Here is an 18,678-nt window from a genome sequence, read left to right on the forward strand (position 1 = left end):
ATTAATAATGAAAGCCAAAACATCATCATCATTAAAAAAAGTAATGCACTATGCTGCCCCTTACCGCTCGCGGTTTGCCTGGGTTATAGTATTTGCCATCACACTCTCTATATTCGCTGCTGTACGTCCTTATTTACTTAAGCAAACAGTTGACAGCTATATTGTACAAAAAGACAGTACAGGACTGTTATTTTACATTATGCTCATGGCCGGGGTGCTTCTGCTTGAAGTGGCTTCGCAATACTATTTTACATATTGGGCCAATTGGCTCGGGCAGGATATCGTGAAAGATATCCGTGAAAAACTGTTTCGCCACATCGGCGCTTTCCGTATGAAGTTTTATGACAATGAGCCTGTGGGTAAGCTGGTTACGCGTACTGTTTTCGATATTGAGTCGATAGCACGCATCTTCAGCCAGGGATTGTTTATGATCATCAGCGATTTGTTAAAAATGGTGGTTATCCTCGGTGTCATGTTCTACATGAACTGGAAGCTTACCATCATCGTGTTGCTTGCCATGCCGATATTGGTTTATGCCACACGCATCTTCCAGAAGAAAATGAAAGGTGCTTTTGAGGAAGTCCGTACACAGGTAGCCAACCTAAATACCTTTGTGCAAGAGCGGGTTACAGGGATGAAGATTGTGCAGCTTTTTAACCGTGAAGATATTGAGTACGAAAAATTTAAGCAGATAAATAAAAAGCATAATGATGCCTGGCTGAAGAATATTCTTTACAACTCTATCTTCTTCCCTATTGCTGATATCATCTCGTCGCTAACCCTTGGTTTCGTAATATGGTACGGGGGTATTAGTATCATCAACGGCGATAACATTACCACACCAGGTGACCTGTTTGCCTATACCATGTTCATCCCGATGCTGTTTAACCCACTGCGCCAGATTGCAGATAAGTTCAATGAATTGCAGATGGGTATCATCGCATCTGACCGTGTGTTTGAATTGTTGGAATCTGAAGGCCAGGTACAGAAAAACGGGACAATTGAGGCAACCCACTTTAAAGGTAACCTTGAGTTTAAAGATATTCGCTTCAGCTATATTGACGGTGAGGAAGTAATCAAAGGGATTAACCTTGCTGTACCTGCCGGGCAAACCGTGGCCATCGTAGGCTCAACCGGTGCGGGTAAATCTACCATCATTAACCTGCTGAACCGTTTCTACGAGATCAACAGCGGAACTATTACTATCGATGGGACCAACATAGACGATTTTACCCTCGACAGCCTTAGAAAGCAAATAGGCATTGTGTTACAGGATGTATTCCTTTTTGCCGATACCATCCTCAACAATATCACCCTTTATGACCCCAACATAACCCGCGAACAGGTGGTTGCCGCGGCGAGGGCTATTGGTGTACATGACTTCATTAACAGCCTGCCGGGCGGTTATGAGTACAATGTAAAAGAACGCGGCGTGATGCTGTCGTCAGGCCAAAGGCAGCTTATAGCGTTCCTTAGGGCTTACGTGAGTAATCCGAGTATATTGATTCTGGATGAGGCGACATCTTCTGTTGATACCTACAGCGAAGAACTGATCCGCAACGCCACGGAGAAAATCACCCAGGGGCGGACTTCAATCGTCATAGCCCACAGGCTTGCAACGGTAGTAAACGCTGATAAGATAATCGTAATGGACAAAGGCCGGATTGTTGAAGAAGGCCGCCATTATGAGCTTATCAACCGTGAGCAGGGCTATTACAAGAATTTGTATTATTCACAATTTGCGGTGGAAAGTGAAGGATAATCATCAAAAGTATAATTCATGGACAACCAGATCAAATCACTGCAAAATCAGATTCGACAACTTCGCCTTGCTTTATTAAGCCTGTCGGGAATATTAATTATTGCCATGTTAGCATCCTTTACATTTGAAAAAAATGATATTATACGAACGAAAGGAATAATCATAGAAGACGTAAATGGCAAGCCTTTTATAATGATGGGCAACCCAATACCAACGCATAAGCTTCGCGACAGGAAAGATACAATGGCAGGCCTTGTGTTTCTGGACGAAAAAGGCACTGACCGACTTTATATGGGAAAAGACGGAAAATTACAAATGGGCGGAAAACTTGAGGGACCGAAATTCTGCAGGATGGTCTTATATCATTAATGACACTACAGGAGATGAAAGGGGTGGTTTTGGTTTCGCAGATGATGAAGACCGCATTGGCTTAGGGCTTGATTATGGCGGAAAGGACGGTGGCGAGGCAATTTATCTATATGCTTCAAACGATATAGCGTACCTGCTTATGAATACTAATACTAATGACAGGGTAAGGCAGCGCGCAGTTTTATGGCATGAAACTAAAAATGATCTGACACAAATAAAAATAGGTGATAAAACAACTGATGAAAGGCTTGTATTGCGTACGGTAGGAGAAAAAGCTGTTATTTCTTATAAAGCTGACGGTAAAAACAAGAACATCCTGGAATAGTGAGGTGAAACTATCAAATTCACTTTTAACATTTTACCATAATCAAATAAATACCTATTTTCGTACGCATAAATTAAACCTGCAAATTACATTACCATGAAATACGATATTATAGTTTTAGGCAGCGGCCCCGGCGGATATGTTACAGCCATTAGGGCTTCACAGTTAGGCTTTAAAACAGCAGTTATAGAGAAAGAAAGCCTTGGCGGAATCTGCCTTAACTGGGGATGTATCCCTACCAAAGCGCTACTTAAAAGTGCACAGGTTTTTGATTACCTGAAGCATGCAAGTGATTACGGACTTACCGTTAAAGAATTTGACAAAGACTTTGGCGCCGTGATACAACGCAGCCGCGGCGTAGCTGACGGCATGAGCAAGGGTATACAGTTCCTTATGAAGAAAAACAAGATCGACGTTATCGAAGGCTTTGGCAAAGTGATGCCTGGTAAAAAAGTAAGCGTTGAGAAAGACGGCAAGAAAGAAGAATATTCAGCTGACCATATCATCATTGCGACAGGCGCACGCTCACGCGAATTGCCTAACCTGCCGCAGGATGGTAAAAAGTAATTGGTTACCGCCAGGCAATGACGCTTCCTGAGCAGCCAAAATCAATGATAGTTGTTGGTTCAGGAGCTATTGGTGTTGAGTTTGCACATTTCTACAATTCAATGGGCACGCAGGTTACTATTGTTGAATTTATGCCAAACATCGTTCCGGTTGAAGATGAAGACATTTCAAAACAATTTGAGCGTTCGCTTAAAAAATCGGGCATAAACATTATGACCAATGCATCTGTTGAGAAGGTTGATACATCAGGCAACGGCGTGAAAGCTACCGTAAAGACAGCAAAAGGTGAAGAAATCCTTGAGGCTGATATATTGCTTTCTGCAGTAGGCATTAAGTCGAACATCGAGAACATAGGCCTTGAAGAAGTTGGCATCGCGACAGATAAAGATAAAGTTCTTGTAAATAAATATTACCAGACAAACATACCGGGTTACTACGCTATTGGCGACATCGTTCCGGGCCAGGCGCTTGCACACGTAGCTTCTGCTGAAGGTATTCTTTGTGTGGAGAAGATTGCCGGGCTGCACGTAGAGCCGCTTGATTATGGCAACATACCTGGCTGTACCTATGCAACACCAGAAATCGCTTCTGTCGGCCTTACAGAGAAACAAGCTAAAGAAAAAGGCTATGAGCTGAAGATTGGTAAATTCCCATTCACAGCTTCAGGTAAGGCAAAAGCTGCAGGAACACCAGATGGTTTCGTAAAGGTTATCTTTGACGCCAAGTACGGTGAGTGGCTTGGCTGCCATATGATTGGCGCCGGCGTAACCGATATGATTGCCGAAGCTGTTGTGGCGCGCAAGCTTGAAACTACAGGACATGAGATAATCAAGTCGGTTCACCCTCACCCTACCATGAGTGAAGCTATCATGGAAGCCGCTGCGGCTGCTTATGACGAGGTGATACATATATAGATTTAATATCTAAGATTTCAGAATTAAATCCGTTCTCATTGAGGGCGGATTTTTTTATGCAGTACTTAGAAAATAATTTGGTACTCTTTTCTAAATGCCTATTTTTGGAAAAACTTAACGTATGGCTCCAGCAAAATCAATTCAGCCCGCTGCAACAAAGCGTAACAAATATATAGCCTCGCTGCTGGCGTTAACCGTCGGAATTTTTGGGATACATCAATTTTACCTCGGCAACAAGAAAGTTGGGAAAGAATTTCTGTTCACTTGTATTTTCATAATCCCTATAATTCTTGCTTTTTTTCAGGGTATTGGGTTATTATTCATGAGTCAGCAAAAGTTTGATGAAAAATACAATATGAAACATTGTATTGACTGCGATGAAGATTTGGGAATCATGTCAACTGAGACATACTGCTCAGACTGTGCACCGTCTTCTTCATCAGAAAAATTGTCTTTCAGATCAGATGATAGTGATAGTGAGATTTATATCGATTCAAAAGGAAATTTAGTGAGCCGGACCCGACATAAAAAAGAAAAACCAAAAATCGCTTAAAGTTTCACCAGCATCAACCAAAGAAACCCTTGATGACATTATGAAGGAGATGGATGAGCTTGTAGGCCTTGAAGGCGTGAAAGAAGAGATCAGTACACTTGTAAATTTCATAAAGGTTCAGAAACAAAGGGAAAAAGCAGGCCTGCAGTCTTCAACGTTATCTTACCATATGGTGTTTACAGGTAATCCGGGAACAGGTAAAACAACTGTAGCAAGAATAATTTCAAGAATATACAAGCAATTGGGAATATTAGACGGCGGGCATCTTACCGAAACAGACCGTTCTGGGCTTATTGCGGAATATGAAGGGCAAACCGCTGTAAAAGTGAATGATGTGGTTGATGCCGCTCTTGACGGTATTCTCTTTATTGATGAGGCTTATGCATTGAATCTTGGCCATAATGAAACTTACGGTAAAGAAGCAGTAGCAACGATTATTAAAAGAATGGAGGATGACCGCGAGAAACTTGTTGTGATACTTGCCGGCTACACTGGCGAGATGAAAACATTTATTGAAACAAATCCCGGATTTGAATCTAGGATAAACCGCTATATAAATTTCCCTGATTACAAACCTGAAGACTTAGTTGAAATTTTTAAACGTCAGTGTGCGAAAGCCGATTATACACTGACATCTGATGCAGAAAACAAAGTTAAGGACGTTTTTGCGGCAGCTTATGCAGAGCGTGACCAATCATTTGGTAATGCCCGTTTTGCACGAAATGTGTTTGAAAATGCAATGGAACTTCAGTCAAACAGGCTGGCATCAGGCAGGAACCTCTCTAAAAGCGAACTTTGCACTCTTATACCCGAAGATATTGAGGCACCAATGAGCCTGGCATAATCACGAAAAAGTATAAACAAATCTTAGCAGGATGTTATATTGCATCCTGCTTTTTTATTTTAACCATAACTTTATTAAAAAATGAAGCTATGGCGACAAAGACAAAAAACAAAAAGAAAAAAGGCAGCACCAAAAAAAATAAACTTGGTGTAAAAAATTCATTAGTCAACAATATCAACGCGAGGAAAAAGAAAAACAAATCACGTTCAAAAAGAAGTCTACCGTTTCTAAGAAGTCTTATAAGAACCTGAAAAACAATTGGGGCAAGCGCAAAACAAAAAAGAAAAAGCAACAAGACGAAATCACGCAACAGGAAAACACGCAGCACTAAATCGCGTAAGAAAGCTAAATAGTTTTCAGGGCCTCAATCAGCAGGTCGATATCTTCTTTAGTATTATAATGACTAAAGGAAATCCGCAATGAAGGTTTTTTAAGGTCATCATCACAAAGTATTTCCTGTAATACATGAGACGGTTTTATGCTGCCCGACTGGCAAGCACTGCCACGGCTTACGGCTACACCTTTCATATCAAGCTGGAAGAGTATCATTGAGGTCTTTTCTTCCGGCAAAGGCAGCATGACATTGGCTATGTTATAAAACAACATCTCATGCCCCACTCCCTTGTCAGTGCCGTTTACTTTATATCCGGGGAAATGGTTATCCAGCTGCTCAAAAAGATAACCTTTAAGATTACTGATATGCTGTCTCTCAATGTCCAAATTAATGTAAGATAGCTCCAAAGCTTTGGCCATCCCCGCAATTTGGTGTACAGCTTCTGTACCGGCACGCAGGCCTTTTTCCTGCTCACCGCCTGCAATTATTGGCTGTATTCCTAAACCTTTCCTGATAAATGCAAAGCCAACACCTTTTGGCCCGTGAAATTTATGTGCACTGGCAGCAGCAAAATCTACCGGCAAGTCTTTAAAACTTATTTTTTCTTTGCCAAAAGTTTGAACCGTATCGGTATGAAACAGCGCATTATATTGCCTGCATAAATTACCAACAGCTTGTAGGTCTAAAACAACGCCAGTTTCATTATTTATATGCATCAAGCTCACCAGCGTAGGAATATTATCTGAAAGTAACGCTTCAAGATGTGAAAGTTCCGGTTGGCCTTTACTATCAAGCCTAACCATATTGACCTGCGTGCTGAATTCTCCAGCAACAAGTGCCACAGTATTTAGCACGGCATGGTGTTCAGCACGGCTCGTGATAATTCGTTTTACGCCAAGATTTCGTACCGCACTTTGTATTACCCAACTGTCGGCTTCAGTCCCGCCTGATGTAAAGATTATCTCTCCTGCATCTGCACCTACCAATGCGGCAATCTTCTTACGTGAAGCCTCCACAATTGTTTTAGCGCTCCTGCCAAAACTGTGTGTAGATGACGGATTACCATATGCAGATGCCATTACTTCGGTCATTTCTGCAATCACTTCAGGCCGTAATGCAGTTGTTGATGCATTATCAAGATAAACTCTTTTCATGCTGCAAAATTACTGAAAAGAATTTACGTTATATATCGGTAAACAATGCGCTTAAAAACATTATTTTTGCTGAAAACAAAATTGAAAATGAAAAAGATATTTGGGCTTTTTGCCATGCTGTTTCTGCTTACAGGCTGTGATGATGGCGATATAACTTTTAAATCATTCAACTTTACAAATGCTACGGCACAGGCATGTACAAACAGCGGCATCATATATAAAGTTCAGGGTAGCGAAGCGCTATTACTTCAGTTAGCTCCTAACACGCTTATAAATGCTGAAAATAAAAATGAAGTAGGTGATGATATTCCGAGAATGATTACCCTTGGAGGCTCAAACACACTAGTCTATCGCACCTACAACGGCCCAGTGAGCTCTACAAGCATTTGCAGCGCTGTGCCACCCGCAAACCCAGCTGTAGTAGAAGAATATAGTGCACAGGCAGGTGGAATGCTTAGCATTATTACCAAAGCAGTTCGCAACAGTCAAAATGTACTCACAGGTTATAATCATGTCATCACAATCATTAATGCTACATTTAGCCGCGAAGAAGAATCAATCATTATTACTGATAATGTTTTTGGATCGTTTATAAGCCCTGTAACATACAGGTTTAGTTTTAAAGATGAGGCATCAACCGTTAGCCTTCAAAACTGCGATGGAAATCTTATCCCTGCCGGAAATGCCTTTATAGTTAATGGCGATGAGGCATTATTTTTCGACATTGAACCAGCGACATATCCGACCACTGACGGTGGAATAGCAGTTGTAAATTTTGGAATAGCAGGCGAGACACAGGAAATAATTTTTAATGAATATAGCGGCACCGCAGTGGCTACGTTATTTTGTGATGCTGTACCGCCTATAACACCGGTAGTTACAAAACAGTGGGAAGCAATAGCCGGCGAACTTAGAATTCAGACTAGTATAGTTGCAGGGGTGAGAGAGCACATATTTTTTCTCGATAATGTAACTTTCATGAATAGGGCTCAAAATGCAGAGCAGTTCACTATAAGTGCGACTGGCGGCTACAGGGTAGGAAAACTCACGGTTGCGAATTAGAATTACCTTTTAGGATTTTGTTTTATGTAGACCTGTAGTGCACCAAGGCCGTATTTTTGGTAATCAGCTTCGCTTACTATAATATTGTCATATCTGCCGAATAAGAATTCAAGTTCGGCTTTCAGCACACCTTCGCCAACGCCGTGTATAAAAACAACTTTGGGTATGCGGTTGGCAATGGCAAAGTCAAGCTGGCGCCTGGCTGTTTCAGACTGTAATGTAAGGATTTCATAATTGCTCATACCGCCTTTTTTCTTCACAAGCTTTTCAATATGAAGGTCAATCTCAAGGGTAATATCATCCTTACGGGATTTCTTCTCTCTTGTAAAACTGCGTTTTTTGGGTTCTTCTTTTTCCCGAAGCACAGCACCTAAACTCTTACCTTTAAACAAAGAACCTAAATCATTATCATTGTTTATTTTAATAAGTTCTGAAGCATCAAATTGAAGAAGAAAACCTTCACTAGTTTCAAGCGTTACCTTTCCATTGCTGCACGACTTTACTACCCCGCTGAAAGAATCGTCAAGCACTGCCGCTTTATCCCCTATCTTAAACTTCTGTGTCGTCATTACGGTTGTTTTTACTTGGCACTTTGTTCATGAGCCTCATTATTCCCAACATAAATATAACTATACCACCAACCATTATGTATTTGTTGGGGTTTGTTTTGGATTGTTCATAGAGTGCCAGAAATGCACAGGCAAAGGGAATAACTGTCAGAAGAAAATTTTTCATATTTCAAAAATACTACAATTCAAAACCATAAAAAAATCCCGGGCGCAAACCCGGGATTTATATTGATAGAAATCAGAAATTACATATTTGCGCTTACATTGCTTGCAAAAAACACGGCCATAGCAATTATACCAACAATGTAACTCGCAATAACAATTATCATTACAATTCCTAAAAATTTGTAGTGCGACTTAAGATTTTCAAAGGCATCAGTAAGACTGTCGCTGTTGTTAGAGTTAAGAGCTTTTTTGGTGTTCGAAGCAAACTTAAAAAGGTAAAGCACCGGGAAAAAATACAGCAAAGCCAGGATAAAATAAATCCCGCCTAAAAGGGCCGGTGTAATGAATGACGACGCACCCAATCCGCCGCTCTCACTTAAGGCTCCGCCGGCTGCAAATACAAACAGTCCTGCCAGCACCATGAAAGCAATGCCAATAAAACCAATAATTGCTAAAAACATAGCCCACTTTGCGGCCGTCTTAAGGTAATCGCGTGCAGCTGCAGATACCTGTAATTCAAAAGAATCAAATGGTGAATTGTACTCCATAATTGGTTGGTTTGGTTATTAATAATTTGGGTTGATTATTTTTCAAATTCGGTAAGCGTCTCTGTAATGATACGTACACAGTCAAGAAGCTGCTCTTCATTCATTACCAACGGCGGTGCGAAACGGATAATATTACCATGCGTTGGTTTTGCCAACAAACCTTTTTCGCTCATAGCCATGCAAATATCCCAGGCTGTTGAGCTGTCTTCCGTGTCATTAATCACTATAGCGTTTAAAAGTCCTTTACCGCGTACCAGTTTTACTATATTGCTGTGGTTGCAGTACTGACTAAGTTTATCTCGGAACAAGCGCCCAAGCTTCTCTGCGTTCTCGGCAAGATTTTCTTTTTCAACAACTTCAAGTGCAGCAATGGCGACTGCTGCTGCTACAGGGTTACCCCCGAAAGTTGATCCGTGCTGGCCTGGCTTGATTACATTCATAATTTCGTCATTTGCCAGTACGGCCGACACAGGGTATGCTCCGCCCGACAATGCCTTGCCCAGTATCAGGATATCCGGCTGTACATCTTCATGGTTAACAGCCAATAGTTTACCTGTGCGTGCAATACCGGTTTGTACTTCATCAGCTATAAATAACACATTATGATTTTCGCATAGCTGTTTTGCTTTTGCAAGGTAACCTTCAGAAGGTACGTAAACACCGGCCTCGCCCTGTATAGGTTCTACAAGGAATCCTGCGATGTTTTCCTCAGATTTCAACACATTTTCAAGCGCATCAAGGTCATCATACGCAATTTTGATAAATCCGGCAGTATATGGCCCGAAGTTTTTTCTTGCGTTTTCATCATTGCTGAACGATATGATTGTGGTTGTACGCCCATGGAAATTATTTTCGCAAACAATGATTTTCGCTTCCTGTTCAGCAATGCCTTTACGTTCATAAGCCCATTTACGGCAAATCTTTATTGCGGTTTCAACGGCTTCAGCTCCGGTATTCATTGGCAGCACTTTGTCAAACCCAAAATATTTGGTGATATATTCTTCATAAACCCCAAGCTGGTCATTGTAAAATGCACGGGATGTAAGCGTAAGCTTTTGGGCCTGTGCAATCATTGCATTAATGATTTTAGGATGGCAATGCCCTTGGTTTACTGCAGAATATGCCGATAAAAAATCGTAATATTTTTTCCCTTCAGCATCCCATACATATACTCCTTCACCCCTGCTTAGCACCACCGGCAGCGGATGGTAATTATGTGCACCGTACTTGTCTTCTAACGCAATTGCATCTTTTGAACCCAATGTTTCTAAAACCGACATTCTAAAATAATTTTTATTCTTTGTATTAGCAATTCCTGCTTTTGGAGAGAAATCATCCGTATATGGTGCAAATTAATAAAAATTAAATTAAGCATTGTTTATTTTATATTAAATGCAATAAAAACCCCAACTAATGGGGTTTGCAAATCAAAAGGCAATATCATCGGCACTTGGGCCGTAACTGCCGGGAATAGGCACATCAAGCAGCCTGAGGTAAACTCCGAGCTGTGCCCTGTGGTGTATCGTTTGTGATATTGACATACGTATCACCTCATATTTAGTCTCCCTGCTATGGATGATGTCTCCGCTACGCAGTACCCATTCTTTACTAAGAAATTCTTCATCGGCAGTTTCAAGCGCTGCTTTTCCTTCTGCCAGGCAAGTTTCAAAAAAGTCAAGCAATTCACCCGTGCTGGCAACCTGCCTATGTTCGTATGGATTGTTTTCAAAATCAAGTCCATCTGTAGTCATCGTCATGGCAACCCAACCAGGAAGTTCTGCAAGGTGTACTGCAAGCCTCATTAGGCTCATGCTTTTCGGGTGCGGCTGCCAGTCAAACTTTTCTGCAGGAACGCGCGCCAGCATTTTACGGGTTGTTTTGGCTTCCTGCTCCAGTTCATTTAGCAATAATGCAACAATTTCAAAATTGGTAGTTTCCATAATATCAGTAGTTTATTTGTTATTATGGAACAAAGTTGCAACCGCGTAGTGACAACCCTATGTCAGCAGTTTTTGAAAGTGCATTTTTTTGCAGCATTTTTTCCAGAAGTTCTGCAACACGAATTTTAAGTGACTCAGGTTCAACTATTTCTCCATAATCAGCAAACATCATAAAATAGCGTGCAAGCCCGTCTTCAATGTGTTGGGATAAAAATGTCATCTCAACATAATCACCATCAATTCTTTCAGATACAAAACCGTGTCGGTGGCGACTTTCCTGCATGTATAAAGCCACTTTTTTTCAAGGCGTATTACTGCTTTCTGCATGGAAAGTGTTGATTTTTGTTTACTTTGGAGGTCATAATATGCTGACAGTGAAGTATCCTGGCTATGCGAAATTGAAGTTAACTGCACGCTCACAATCCTGTCGGCGCGGAACTGCCGGTATTCATTGCGAAGATGGCACCACGCAACAGTATACCAGTTTTCATATTCATGGAAAATCCCAATAGGCTCAACTAGCCGCTGACTGTCTTTTTCATTTCCAAACGCACGATATATAAGCTTTACAGCCCTTTTTTCAGCAATACCTTTAAGCAGAACATCCAAAACATTTACAGGAGGAGAATTATCACGCCTTTTGTTGTTAACGATTATATTGCTATCGAGATTTTCAAGCAGGTCTTTTTCTGTTCCGCGCAACACGGCTTTTATTTTAAACATAGCAGATGTGTAATGCTCTCCCAGCGTTTCATCTGTAAATTTTTCCATGAGCTTTTCTGCTGTAAGGAATGCCATTGCCTCTTCACGGGTAAACATTACAGGGGGCAGCCTGTAACCATCTACTAATGAATATCCTATACCTGCTTCGCCATACAGCGGAACTCCGGCTTCTTCAAGCGTACGTATGTCGCGATACACCGTCCGCAAGCTTATATCAAATCTCTCAGCCAAATCCTGAGCTTTTACAACTCGCTTGGATTGTAACTGGATAAGTATAGCGGTAATGCGGTCAAAGCGGTTCATTATTTTAAGAAAATTGATTCTCAAATATAAAATAAAATCCCGACGGAAAGCCGGGATTTTATTTTTGCAATGTATCAAAAATTAAGCAAGTGTAGCGCTTGAAGATATCTCGGTATTTAATAACCTGGATATAGGGCAATTTTTTTCTGCTTTAGTTACAAGCTCCTGGAATTCAGAATCTTCAATCCTTTCAACTTTTGCTGTAAGGGTAAGATGAGAGCTCACAACCGAGCCATCCTTAAAATCAACATCACATTTAGTAGAAATTTCACCAACTTCATAGCCGGCCTCATTGATATATGCCGTAAGCTGCATGGTGAAACATCCTGCGTGTGCAGCAGCGATAAGTTCCTCAGGATTAGTGCCTACGCCCGATTCAAAACGTGTTTTAAACGAATATTGGGTATTATCAAGTACACCGCTTTGTGTTGATATTTTACCTGCGCCTTCTTTCAGAGAGCCGTTCCAAACGGCTGTAGCGTTTCTTTTCATGATATAATGTTGATTAAGTTTTGCGGCAAAACTGCCAAGGATAAAGTTACCGAATTATGAAACCCGCAAGAAGGCAAGTGATAACAATTAACAAAATATTAATACGTTGTTTCGTTCAGGAATTTACCCTCAAAAGGTCAAGCAGTTTTAGTGTGACATTCCAGTTTCGGGTTGTCGCTTTCACCTTAAGTTTATTTTCAATAAGATTATTTGACAATTTAGATTCAGATGCTTTTGATTCCAATTTAAAATACAGCACATCTTCATATAATGAAATCAAATCATCGCCAATCGGGGCCTGCATCAGTTTTTCAATATTTTCTGCTGTCGGAATTTCGGACAAAAACGTTACATACAGCTTTTTGCTCCCCTGCCCTTCCGGTTCGCGGCCATCGGTGTAAGGCATATTGTCAATAGCTTTTTCAACTTGCTGTGAATCAAGAACAAAAACCGTTACATCAAAGCCGTATTCAGCTAATATCATCTTTTCAATTTGAGAAGCAACTTCTTGTTTTGATGATGATTTAGCTTTGAATATCACATTTCCGCTTTGTATATAGGTCTTTACATCAGTAAATCCTGCCGCTTCAAAAAGTGTACGCAGGGCCTCCATTTTAATTATCTTCTTTCCGCTCACGTTGATGCCGCGAAGCAAGGCCAGGTATGTATTCATAGCGAAATTGATTGGAATACGAAGGTACAAAAGCCACTTTAAATTAATTCAGTGAAATTCACTGCAAAGCCTTATTTTTGCCGCATGGGAAGAAAAAGGACAGACAAGATTATTTTTGAAAATATACGTGTGCTTGATGCCGGCGCCAAGGGCGTATCGGTAGCCAAGGCGCCGGACGGTAAAGTGATATTTATACCAAACGTAGTGCCGGGTGATGTTATTGATGTGCAGACATTTAAAAAGCGTAAGGCATATTACGAAGGAAAAGCCGTCCACTTCCATCAATACAGCGAAGACAGGATTGAGCCGCGTTGCCCACATTTCGGTTCGTGCGGTGGCTGCAAATGGCAGAACATGGACTATAAAAAGCAGCTGTTTTATAAAAATCAGGAAGTGTACAACAACCTGAAGCGCATTGGCAAGATTGACCTGCCCGAATTTGAGCCTATTGCCGGGCCGGAAGAGCAATTCTTCTACCGTAATAAAATGGAGTTCTCCTTCAGCAATGCCCGCTGGATGACCGAAGCTGAAATACAAAGCGGTGTTGAGTATGAAAACCGCAACGCGTTGGGCTTCCATATCCCGAAGATGTGGGATAAAATTCTTGACATTACAGATTGCTACCTGCAGGAAGACCCAAGCAACGCCATACGTAACGAGATACGCGATTTTGCCAACGCCAATAACCTGGCGTTCTTCAATCCGCGTGAACATTCGGGGTTATTGCGTACACTGATGATACGTACCGCTTCAACGGGCGAGATCATGGTGCTTATTCAATTCTTTGAAGATGATAAGGCGGCGCGTGAGTTGGTGCTTGACCATCTGATTGCGAAATTCCCGCAGATAACATCGCTGCAATACGTTATCAACAGCAAGGCAAACGATACGCTGTATGACCAGGACGTGATTCTGTATAAAGGCCGTGACTATATTCTCGAGGAAATGGAAGGCCTGAAGTTCAGTATAAATGCCAAATCATTCTACCAAACCAACTCAGCCCAGGCATATGAGCTGTACAAAATAACCCGCGAGTTTGCAGGACTCACCGGTAAAGAACTGGTATATGATCTTTATACCGGCACAGGCACTATTGCACAATTTGTTTCAAAAATGGCCGGGAAAGTAATTGGTGTAGAGGCTGTGCCTGAAGCCATTGCCGACGCTAAAGTAAACGCAGAGCGCAATAATATAACTAACTGCGAGTTTTTTGTGGGAGACATGAAGGTTGTGTTTAATGACGAATTCATTTCGACACACGGCCACCCAGATGTTATCATTACCGACCCGCCGCGTGATGGTATGCATAAAGATGTGGTTGACCAGATACTGAAGATTGCGCCACAAAAAGTGGTTTATGTAAGCTGTAATTCAGCTACACAGGCACGGGACCTTGCCCTCATGGATGCTGATTATGAAGTTACCCGCGTGCGCCCTGTGGATATGTTCCCGCAGACGCACCATGTGGAAAATGTTGTACTTTTGGAAAAAAGAAAGAAATAACCGCTATGAAAAAAGCCCTTGTGCTTACTGCTGTACTTCTTGCAGGCAGCTTTTACCTCAGCTGCGAGAAAGATGATATATGTGCCGAAGACACACCTACTACACCGAGTGTAGTGGTTGAATTTTATAATAAAGATAACGCAACAGTACTTAGAACAGTTGATGACTTAGCCATAATTGCGATAAATGAAACCGACACCCTTCCGCTTAATGATACCGGTACGCTGGTTGGTACTGTAAGCAGGGTGCTGCTGCCGCTTCGCACAAATCAGGATGTTACAGAATACAGGCTTATATACCGCTCACGTGCTACAGACGGCACACGAAATGAAGATTTACTGAAGTTGGACTATACCCGTACTGAAACTTATGTATCACGCGCCTGTGGGTACAAAACAACGTTTACGCTCATACCCCCCACACCTGTTACAAATATAATTACACCCGGCGCAGATGGTACCCGCTGGACTGCGGCAAACGGCATCAGCATAGAAAATACCAGTATAGAAAACGAAACCGAAGCTCATGTCAAAATTTATTTTTAGCCTATCGCTTTTACTGGTGAGCATTACCGGCTTTGCCCAGACTGCAAATGATACAACCACTGCTCCAGAGCCTGTTTATAAAGACCGCTATGGCCTGCGTGTAGGCGCTGACCTGTACCGCCTTACCAGAGGTTTATATAATGATAATTACAGAGGATTTGAAATTGTGGCCGACTACCGACTTACAAAGAAATACTATGTGGCGGGAGAAATTGGCAATGAAGATTTTACTGTTGATGATGACCAGCTGAACTTTACCACACAGGGACAGTATATTAAGATTGGTTTTGACTATAATGCCTATGAAAACTGGCTCGACATGGAAAATATGATATATGCCGGTGTGCGCTATGGTTTCAGCCGTTATAGCCAAAACCTGAACTCATACCGCATTTATGACGCATCTGGATATTTTGATGAAACTATCTTTTATCCTGACCGAAAATTCGATGGGCTTACCGCGCACTGGGCCGAGGTTGTTGGCGGTGTAAAAGCAGAGATATTTGATAACCTTTTCCTTGGCTTCTCAGTAAGACTCAACTACCTGATCACCGACAAAAAGCCAGAGAATTTTGACAACCTCTACATACCGGGCTTTAACCGTACGTATGAAGGGAGCTTTGGCGCAGGTTTCAATTACTCATTATCGTATTTTATTCCGCTGTATAAGAAGGATAAAGTACCGAAGGAAGAAAAGAAGTAAATCAATTACTTTTCAATTTGATTACCCGATTGATATGCCATGTCAAGCGATCGTATGATCCATTATCAAGTGCTCTCTGTCCTGAAAGCATACTTGTAAAAAATACCGGCGTATCTTTCAAAGCACTGTCTTCTATAATTTTGTTGGATCCTATCTCCCTCACAAAATTCATGCTTAAAAGGGAAAAGGCCACGGCAAAATGCATTTGCTACGACAATCGCCAATGGCTCGATTTTTTCAATATTTTTTTTGGAAAGAGCGATTTGTGAATCTAAAAATGTCTTCCTTCAATATGATTATAATATATGTGTTTTACGAAGTTTTGATTTGTTTCTCTTAAATAGAGTAAATCAATATGTGACCAATCTTTATTAACCTTCTTTGAAATTTCTATAAATTTATTGAAATAACGGTGGCTTTTATCGTTATAAAATAATCTTTCTTCTTTATCTATTGGAGATAATATGATGGGTTAATCCCAACAAACAATAATGATTTAGTTTTTGTTTCATCAGGAATTGCATATCCTCGATCATAAAGTGGTATGCTGCGAAATTGCTCAATATTCCATAAGCTGTTAATTTCATCTTCGAAAATTTCTTTTATACTAAATTTATCCATTAGCTTCAACATTAAGTTTACTGTTTCTCCTGCTGTACCCAAAGTATATAGCCAGGCCTATCAATAGCCAGATAGTGAAGTAAATCCAGTTCCAAACGCTAAGTTCTGCCATCATGTAAAGACAGCAGATAAGCCCCAGCAATGGTATAAGAGAAAGGTTTTTCCTGTAAGCCCAAACAGCCAACCCAACCAGCGTGAATAAAAATATCCACATAGGTATCTTGTGTTTGAAGAGTTCAAAACCGCTTTCGTATTTTTGAGCATCAGGTATGGGCATGTTTTCAATCAATGAGTTATAATTGCCGGGGGCATTTTCCTGCTTGTGCAACAGTATCCGGGTAAGGTCGTCAAGGCTGCCCCTGTCATTTGGCACAAGGTAAGCATGAACATCAGCAATCTGTTCATCGTGCAAAGATGTCACTATTTCTTCGGGCGATTTTACCCTTGTCTCATTTGTAAGGAATGCCATGGTGGATTCTTTAAACTGGGTAAAAAGTATAACTAATCCTGCAACCAGCCCCAATGGCATGATATATTTGGCATTTACATATGGTGTGCGGAATTTACCTCGTGGTACATCAGGCCTGTTCTGCAACACTAATACTCCTGCACAAACAAGCACAAAAGCGAACAGCGTACCAATACTGCACAGGTCTGTCACTATGGTAAGGTTCAGGAAAAGCGCCGGCACAGCCACCACAAATCCGGTAACTATTGTAGCGTATGACGGTGTTTTAAACTTCGGGTGCACTTTAGAGTAGCGCTTTGGCAGCAGGCCGTCGCGGCTCATGCTCATCCATATACGTGGCTGCCCCATCTGGAAAACCAGCAGCACACTCGCCATGGCAACAACCGCACTAACTGCTATAATTCCGCTCATCCATTTCAGGTCAAGTGTATCAAATACAAACGCTAAGGGGTCGCCAACGTTCAGCTGGTTATACTTTACCATACCTGTTAATACTAAGGCAATAGCAATGTATAATGTTGTACATATTATAATCGCCCACATCATACCTTTAGGCAGGTCGCGCTGTGGGTTTTTGCATTCTTCCGCAGTAGTAGATATAGCATCAAAACCAATATAAGCAAAAAACACTGCCGAAACACCTTTAAGCACTCCTGCAGCTCCATTAGGCGCAAACGGATCCCAGTTGCTGGTATCAACATAAAATATACCCACTGCAATTACAAGCAGTATAATACACAGCTTCACTACTACCATAAGGTTACTGGCATTGCGCGATTCTTTCATGCCGCGGTAAACCAAGGCTGTTATCAATATTATAATGAAAAGTGCAGGCAGGTCAGCCACAAAGTGAATCGGCCCAAGTGTAGGTGCAGTTGTCCATGCGGTATAAGCAGCCTGCATCCCGGCATCAAGGTCAGCAAAAGCTTTACCGCCTTTCATGAGTGCGGTAGCATCGGCAAAGCCGTTTGAAGCTGAAAGGTAATCCATCTGTATCCATTGCGGAAGATGGAGGCCGCCACTTTCGAGTAATCCGATAAAATAATCGCTCCAGGAAATGGCAACCGTTATATTACCTATGGCATATTCCATGATGAGGGCCCAGCCAATAATCCAGGCTATCAATTCACCAAAAGCAACATATGAATAAGTGTAGGCACTGCCCGATACCGGAACCATAGAGGCAAATTCGGCATACGCAAACGCCGCAAAGCCGCAGGCAAGCGCCGTAAACAGGAACAGGAAAATTACTGCAGGCCCACCATCAGCGCTGGCCTTACCTATGGTACTGAAGATACCTGCACCTATTATAGCCGCGATGCCAAATGCAGCCAAGTCTTTAACTGTGAGGTGCCTGCCTAGCGACGGCCCGTGTGATTCGTCATTAACCCGTTGTAAAATATCTTCTACCCTTTTTTTCCTGAATAAATTGTTTAGTCCCATTTGTTTTATTGCGAGGCATTTTGCACCTTAAAACAAATATAAAAAAAGTTGCGGGCATTTGGTTATTTCTTAAATATTTCCTAAATTCTGTTTAATA

At 41.5% G+C, this 18,678-nt stretch carries 18 protein-coding genes and 2 pseudogenes; 10 read left to right on the forward strand and 10 right to left on the reverse strand.

All coding sequences use genetic code 11. The annotated features are described in order from the left end of the window. The first annotated feature begins 7 nt into the window (after positions 1–7). From LRS05_RS11015 to LRS05_RS11040, 6 genes and pseudogenes are all read left to right on the forward strand, one after another. A complete protein-coding gene (locus LRS05_RS11015) occupies positions 8–1,762 on the forward strand; it encodes an ABC transporter ATP-binding protein (RefSeq protein WP_257868376.1) in 1,755 nt (584 codons plus the stop codon). An 18-nt stretch (positions 1,763–1,780) separates the two neighbouring features. After that, positions 1,781–2,131 carry a hypothetical protein gene (locus tag LRS05_RS11020; RefSeq protein WP_257868377.1) on the forward strand — a complete coding sequence of 117 codons (351 nt, stop codon included), beginning with the start codon at positions 1,781–1,783 and terminating at the stop codon, positions 2,129–2,131. Then, positions 2,091–2,456 carry a hypothetical protein gene (locus tag LRS05_RS11025; protein ID WP_257868378.1) on the forward strand — a complete coding sequence of 122 codons (366 nt, stop codon included), beginning with the start codon at positions 2,091–2,093 and terminating at the stop codon, positions 2,454–2,456. Before LRS05_RS11020 ends, LRS05_RS11025 begins: the two co-directional genes overlap by 41 nt. 96 nt (positions 2,457–2,552) lie before the next feature. Beyond that, positions 2,553–3,937, forward strand: a pseudogene (lpdA, locus tag LRS05_RS11030) (dihydrolipoyl dehydrogenase). A gap of 121 nt (positions 3,938–4,058) precedes the next feature. Beyond that, positions 4,059–4,490, forward strand: a complete 432-nt coding sequence (locus LRS05_RS11035) for a TM2 domain-containing protein (RefSeq protein WP_257868379.1) — start codon at positions 4,059–4,061, stop codon at positions 4,488–4,490. Between the two features lie 40 nt (positions 4,491–4,530). Beyond that, a complete protein-coding gene (locus tag LRS05_RS11040) occupies positions 4,531–5,334 on the forward strand; it encodes an AAA family ATPase (RefSeq protein ID WP_257868380.1) in 804 nt (267 codons plus the stop codon). Between the two features lie 345 nt (positions 5,335–5,679). Here the strand turns inward: LRS05_RS11040 and LRS05_RS11045 are convergent, their stop codons facing one another. Continuing rightward, a complete protein-coding gene (locus LRS05_RS11045) occupies positions 5,680–6,822 on the reverse strand; it encodes a cysteine desulfurase family protein (RefSeq protein WP_257868381.1) in 1,143 nt (380 codons plus the stop codon). A gap of 87 nt (positions 6,823–6,909) precedes the next feature. Here LRS05_RS11045 and LRS05_RS11050 point away from each other — a divergent pair, with 87 nt between their 5' ends. After that, positions 6,910–7,884 carry a hypothetical protein gene (locus LRS05_RS11050; protein WP_257868382.1) on the forward strand — a complete coding sequence of 325 codons (975 nt, stop codon included), beginning with the start codon at positions 6,910–6,912 and terminating at the stop codon, positions 7,882–7,884. A gap of 2 nt (positions 7,885–7,886) precedes the next feature. Here LRS05_RS11050 and LRS05_RS11055 read toward each other — a convergent pair whose 3' ends face one another. From LRS05_RS11055 to LRS05_RS11085, 7 genes and pseudogenes are all read right to left on the reverse strand, one after another. Then, complete coding sequence (locus LRS05_RS11055; protein WP_257868383.1) at positions 7,887–8,453, reverse strand: DNA mismatch repair protein MutS; 567 nt, start codon at positions 8,451–8,453, stop codon at positions 7,887–7,889. A gap of 245 nt (positions 8,454–8,698) precedes the next feature. Then, entirely contained in the window at positions 8,699–9,166 is a 468-nt protein-coding gene (locus tag LRS05_RS11060) for a DUF5362 family protein (RefSeq protein WP_257868384.1), read from the reverse strand. A gap of 35 nt (positions 9,167–9,201) precedes the next feature. Continuing rightward, positions 9,202–10,446, reverse strand: coding sequence for an ornithine--oxo-acid transaminase (gene rocD, locus LRS05_RS11065; protein WP_257868385.1), 1,245 nt, complete (start codon positions 10,444–10,446; stop codon positions 9,202–9,204). Between the two features lie 147 nt (positions 10,447–10,593). Continuing rightward, complete coding sequence (locus LRS05_RS11070; protein ID WP_257868386.1) at positions 10,594–11,106, reverse strand: DinB family protein; 513 nt, start codon at positions 11,104–11,106, stop codon at positions 10,594–10,596. Positions 11,107–11,128: 22 nt separating this feature from the next. Then, positions 11,129–12,132: pseudogene (locus LRS05_RS11075) on the reverse strand (helix-turn-helix transcriptional regulator). Positions 12,133–12,213: 81 nt separating this feature from the next. Continuing rightward, complete coding sequence (locus tag LRS05_RS11080) at positions 12,214–12,624, reverse strand: OsmC family peroxiredoxin (RefSeq protein ID WP_257868387.1); 411 nt, start codon at positions 12,622–12,624, stop codon at positions 12,214–12,216. A 115-nt stretch (positions 12,625–12,739) separates the two neighbouring features. Next, positions 12,740–13,297 carry a DUF1697 domain-containing protein gene (locus tag LRS05_RS11085; RefSeq protein WP_257868388.1) on the reverse strand — a complete coding sequence of 186 codons (558 nt, stop codon included), beginning with the start codon at positions 13,295–13,297 and terminating at the stop codon, positions 12,740–12,742. Positions 13,298–13,381: 84 nt separating this feature from the next. Here LRS05_RS11085 and rlmD point away from each other — a divergent pair, with 84 nt between their 5' ends. From rlmD to LRS05_RS11100, 3 genes are read left to right on the forward strand one after another with little or no spacing between them, the layout of a single operon-like run. Continuing rightward, a complete protein-coding gene (gene rlmD / locus LRS05_RS11090; protein WP_257868389.1) occupies positions 13,382–14,800 on the forward strand; it encodes a 23S rRNA (uracil(1939)-C(5))-methyltransferase RlmD in 1,419 nt (472 codons plus the stop codon). A 5-nt stretch (positions 14,801–14,805) separates the two neighbouring features. Next, on the forward strand, positions 14,806–15,345 hold the full coding sequence (locus LRS05_RS11095) for a DUF6452 family protein (protein ID WP_257868390.1): 540 nt from the start codon (positions 14,806–14,808) through the stop codon (positions 15,343–15,345). Further along, the gene (locus LRS05_RS11100; protein WP_257868391.1) at positions 15,326–16,048 is read left to right on the forward strand and encodes a DUF6048 family protein; all 723 of its coding nucleotides are present in this window, start codon (positions 15,326–15,328) and stop codon (positions 16,046–16,048) included. The genes LRS05_RS11095 and LRS05_RS11100 overlap by 20 nt, the downstream gene beginning before the upstream one ends. Positions 16,049–16,498: 450 nt before the next feature. Here LRS05_RS11100 and LRS05_RS11105 read toward each other — a convergent pair whose 3' ends face one another. Both LRS05_RS11105 and LRS05_RS11110 read right to left on the reverse strand, forming a co-directional pair. Then, a complete protein-coding gene (locus LRS05_RS11105; protein WP_257868392.1) occupies positions 16,499–16,669 on the reverse strand; it encodes a hypothetical protein in 171 nt (56 codons plus the stop codon). Further along, on the reverse strand, positions 16,662–18,581 hold the full coding sequence (locus LRS05_RS11110; RefSeq protein ID WP_257868393.1) for an amino acid permease: 1,920 nt from the start codon (positions 18,579–18,581) through the stop codon (positions 16,662–16,664). Before LRS05_RS11110 ends, LRS05_RS11105 begins: the two co-directional genes overlap by 8 nt. Positions 18,582–18,678 lie beyond the last annotated feature (97 nt).

The organism is Flavobacterium sp. J372, assembly GCF_024699965.1.
In the GTDB taxonomy this organism is placed as follows: Bacteria; Bacteroidota; Bacteroidia; order Flavobacteriales; family Flavobacteriaceae; genus Flavobacterium.

Bases quoted from the DNA above. Each gene is read 5' to 3' on its own strand.
- LRS05_RS11015 (WP_257868376.1), top strand. From the start codon at position 8: ATGAAAGCCAAAACATCATCATCATTAAAAAAAGTAATGCACTATGCT.
- rocD (WP_257868385.1), bottom strand. From the start codon at position 10,446: ATGTCGGTTTTAGAAACATTGGGTTCAAAAGATGCAATTGCGTTAGAA.
- LRS05_RS11020 (WP_257868377.1), top strand. From the start codon at position 1,781: ATGGACAACCAGATCAAATCACTGCAAAATCAGATTCGACAACTTCGC.
- LRS05_RS11095 (WP_257868390.1), top strand. From the start codon at position 14,806: ATGAAAAAAGCCCTTGTGCTTACTGCTGTACTTCTTGCAGGCAGCTTT.
- LRS05_RS11045 (WP_257868381.1), bottom strand. From the start codon at position 6,822: ATGAAAAGAGTTTATCTTGATAATGCATCAACAACTGCATTACGGCCT.
- LRS05_RS11080 (WP_257868387.1), bottom strand. From the start codon at position 12,624: ATGAAAAGAAACGCTACAGCCGTTTGGAACGGCTCTCTGAAAGAAGGC.
- LRS05_RS11070 (WP_257868386.1), bottom strand. From the start codon at position 11,106: ATGGAAACTACCAATTTTGAAATTGTTGCATTATTGCTAAATGAACTG.
- LRS05_RS11085 (WP_257868388.1), bottom strand. From the start codon at position 13,297: ATGAATACATACCTGGCCTTGCTTCGCGGCATCAACGTGAGCGGAAAG.
- LRS05_RS11060 (WP_257868384.1), bottom strand. From the start codon at position 9,166: ATGGAGTACAATTCACCATTTGATTCTTTTGAATTACAGGTATCTGCA.
- LRS05_RS11110 (WP_257868393.1), bottom strand. From the start codon at position 18,581: ATGGGACTAAACAATTTATTCAGGAAAAAAAGGGTAGAAGATATTTTA.
- LRS05_RS11100 (WP_257868391.1), top strand. From the start codon at position 15,326: ATGTCAAAATTTATTTTTAGCCTATCGCTTTTACTGGTGAGCATTACC.
- LRS05_RS11040 (WP_257868380.1), top strand. From the start codon at position 4,531: ATGAAGGAGATGGATGAGCTTGTAGGCCTTGAAGGCGTGAAAGAAGAG.
- rlmD (WP_257868389.1), top strand. From the start codon at position 13,382: ATGGGAAGAAAAAGGACAGACAAGATTATTTTTGAAAATATACGTGTG.
- LRS05_RS11050 (WP_257868382.1), top strand. From the start codon at position 6,910: ATGAAAAAGATATTTGGGCTTTTTGCCATGCTGTTTCTGCTTACAGGC.
- LRS05_RS11055 (WP_257868383.1), bottom strand. From the start codon at position 8,453: ATGACGACACAGAAGTTTAAGATAGGGGATAAAGCGGCAGTGCTTGAC.
- LRS05_RS11035 (WP_257868379.1), top strand. From the start codon at position 4,059: ATGGCTCCAGCAAAATCAATTCAGCCCGCTGCAACAAAGCGTAACAAA.
- LRS05_RS11105 (WP_257868392.1), bottom strand. From the start codon at position 16,669: ATGGATAAATTTAGTATAAAAGAAATTTTCGAAGATGAAATTAACAGC.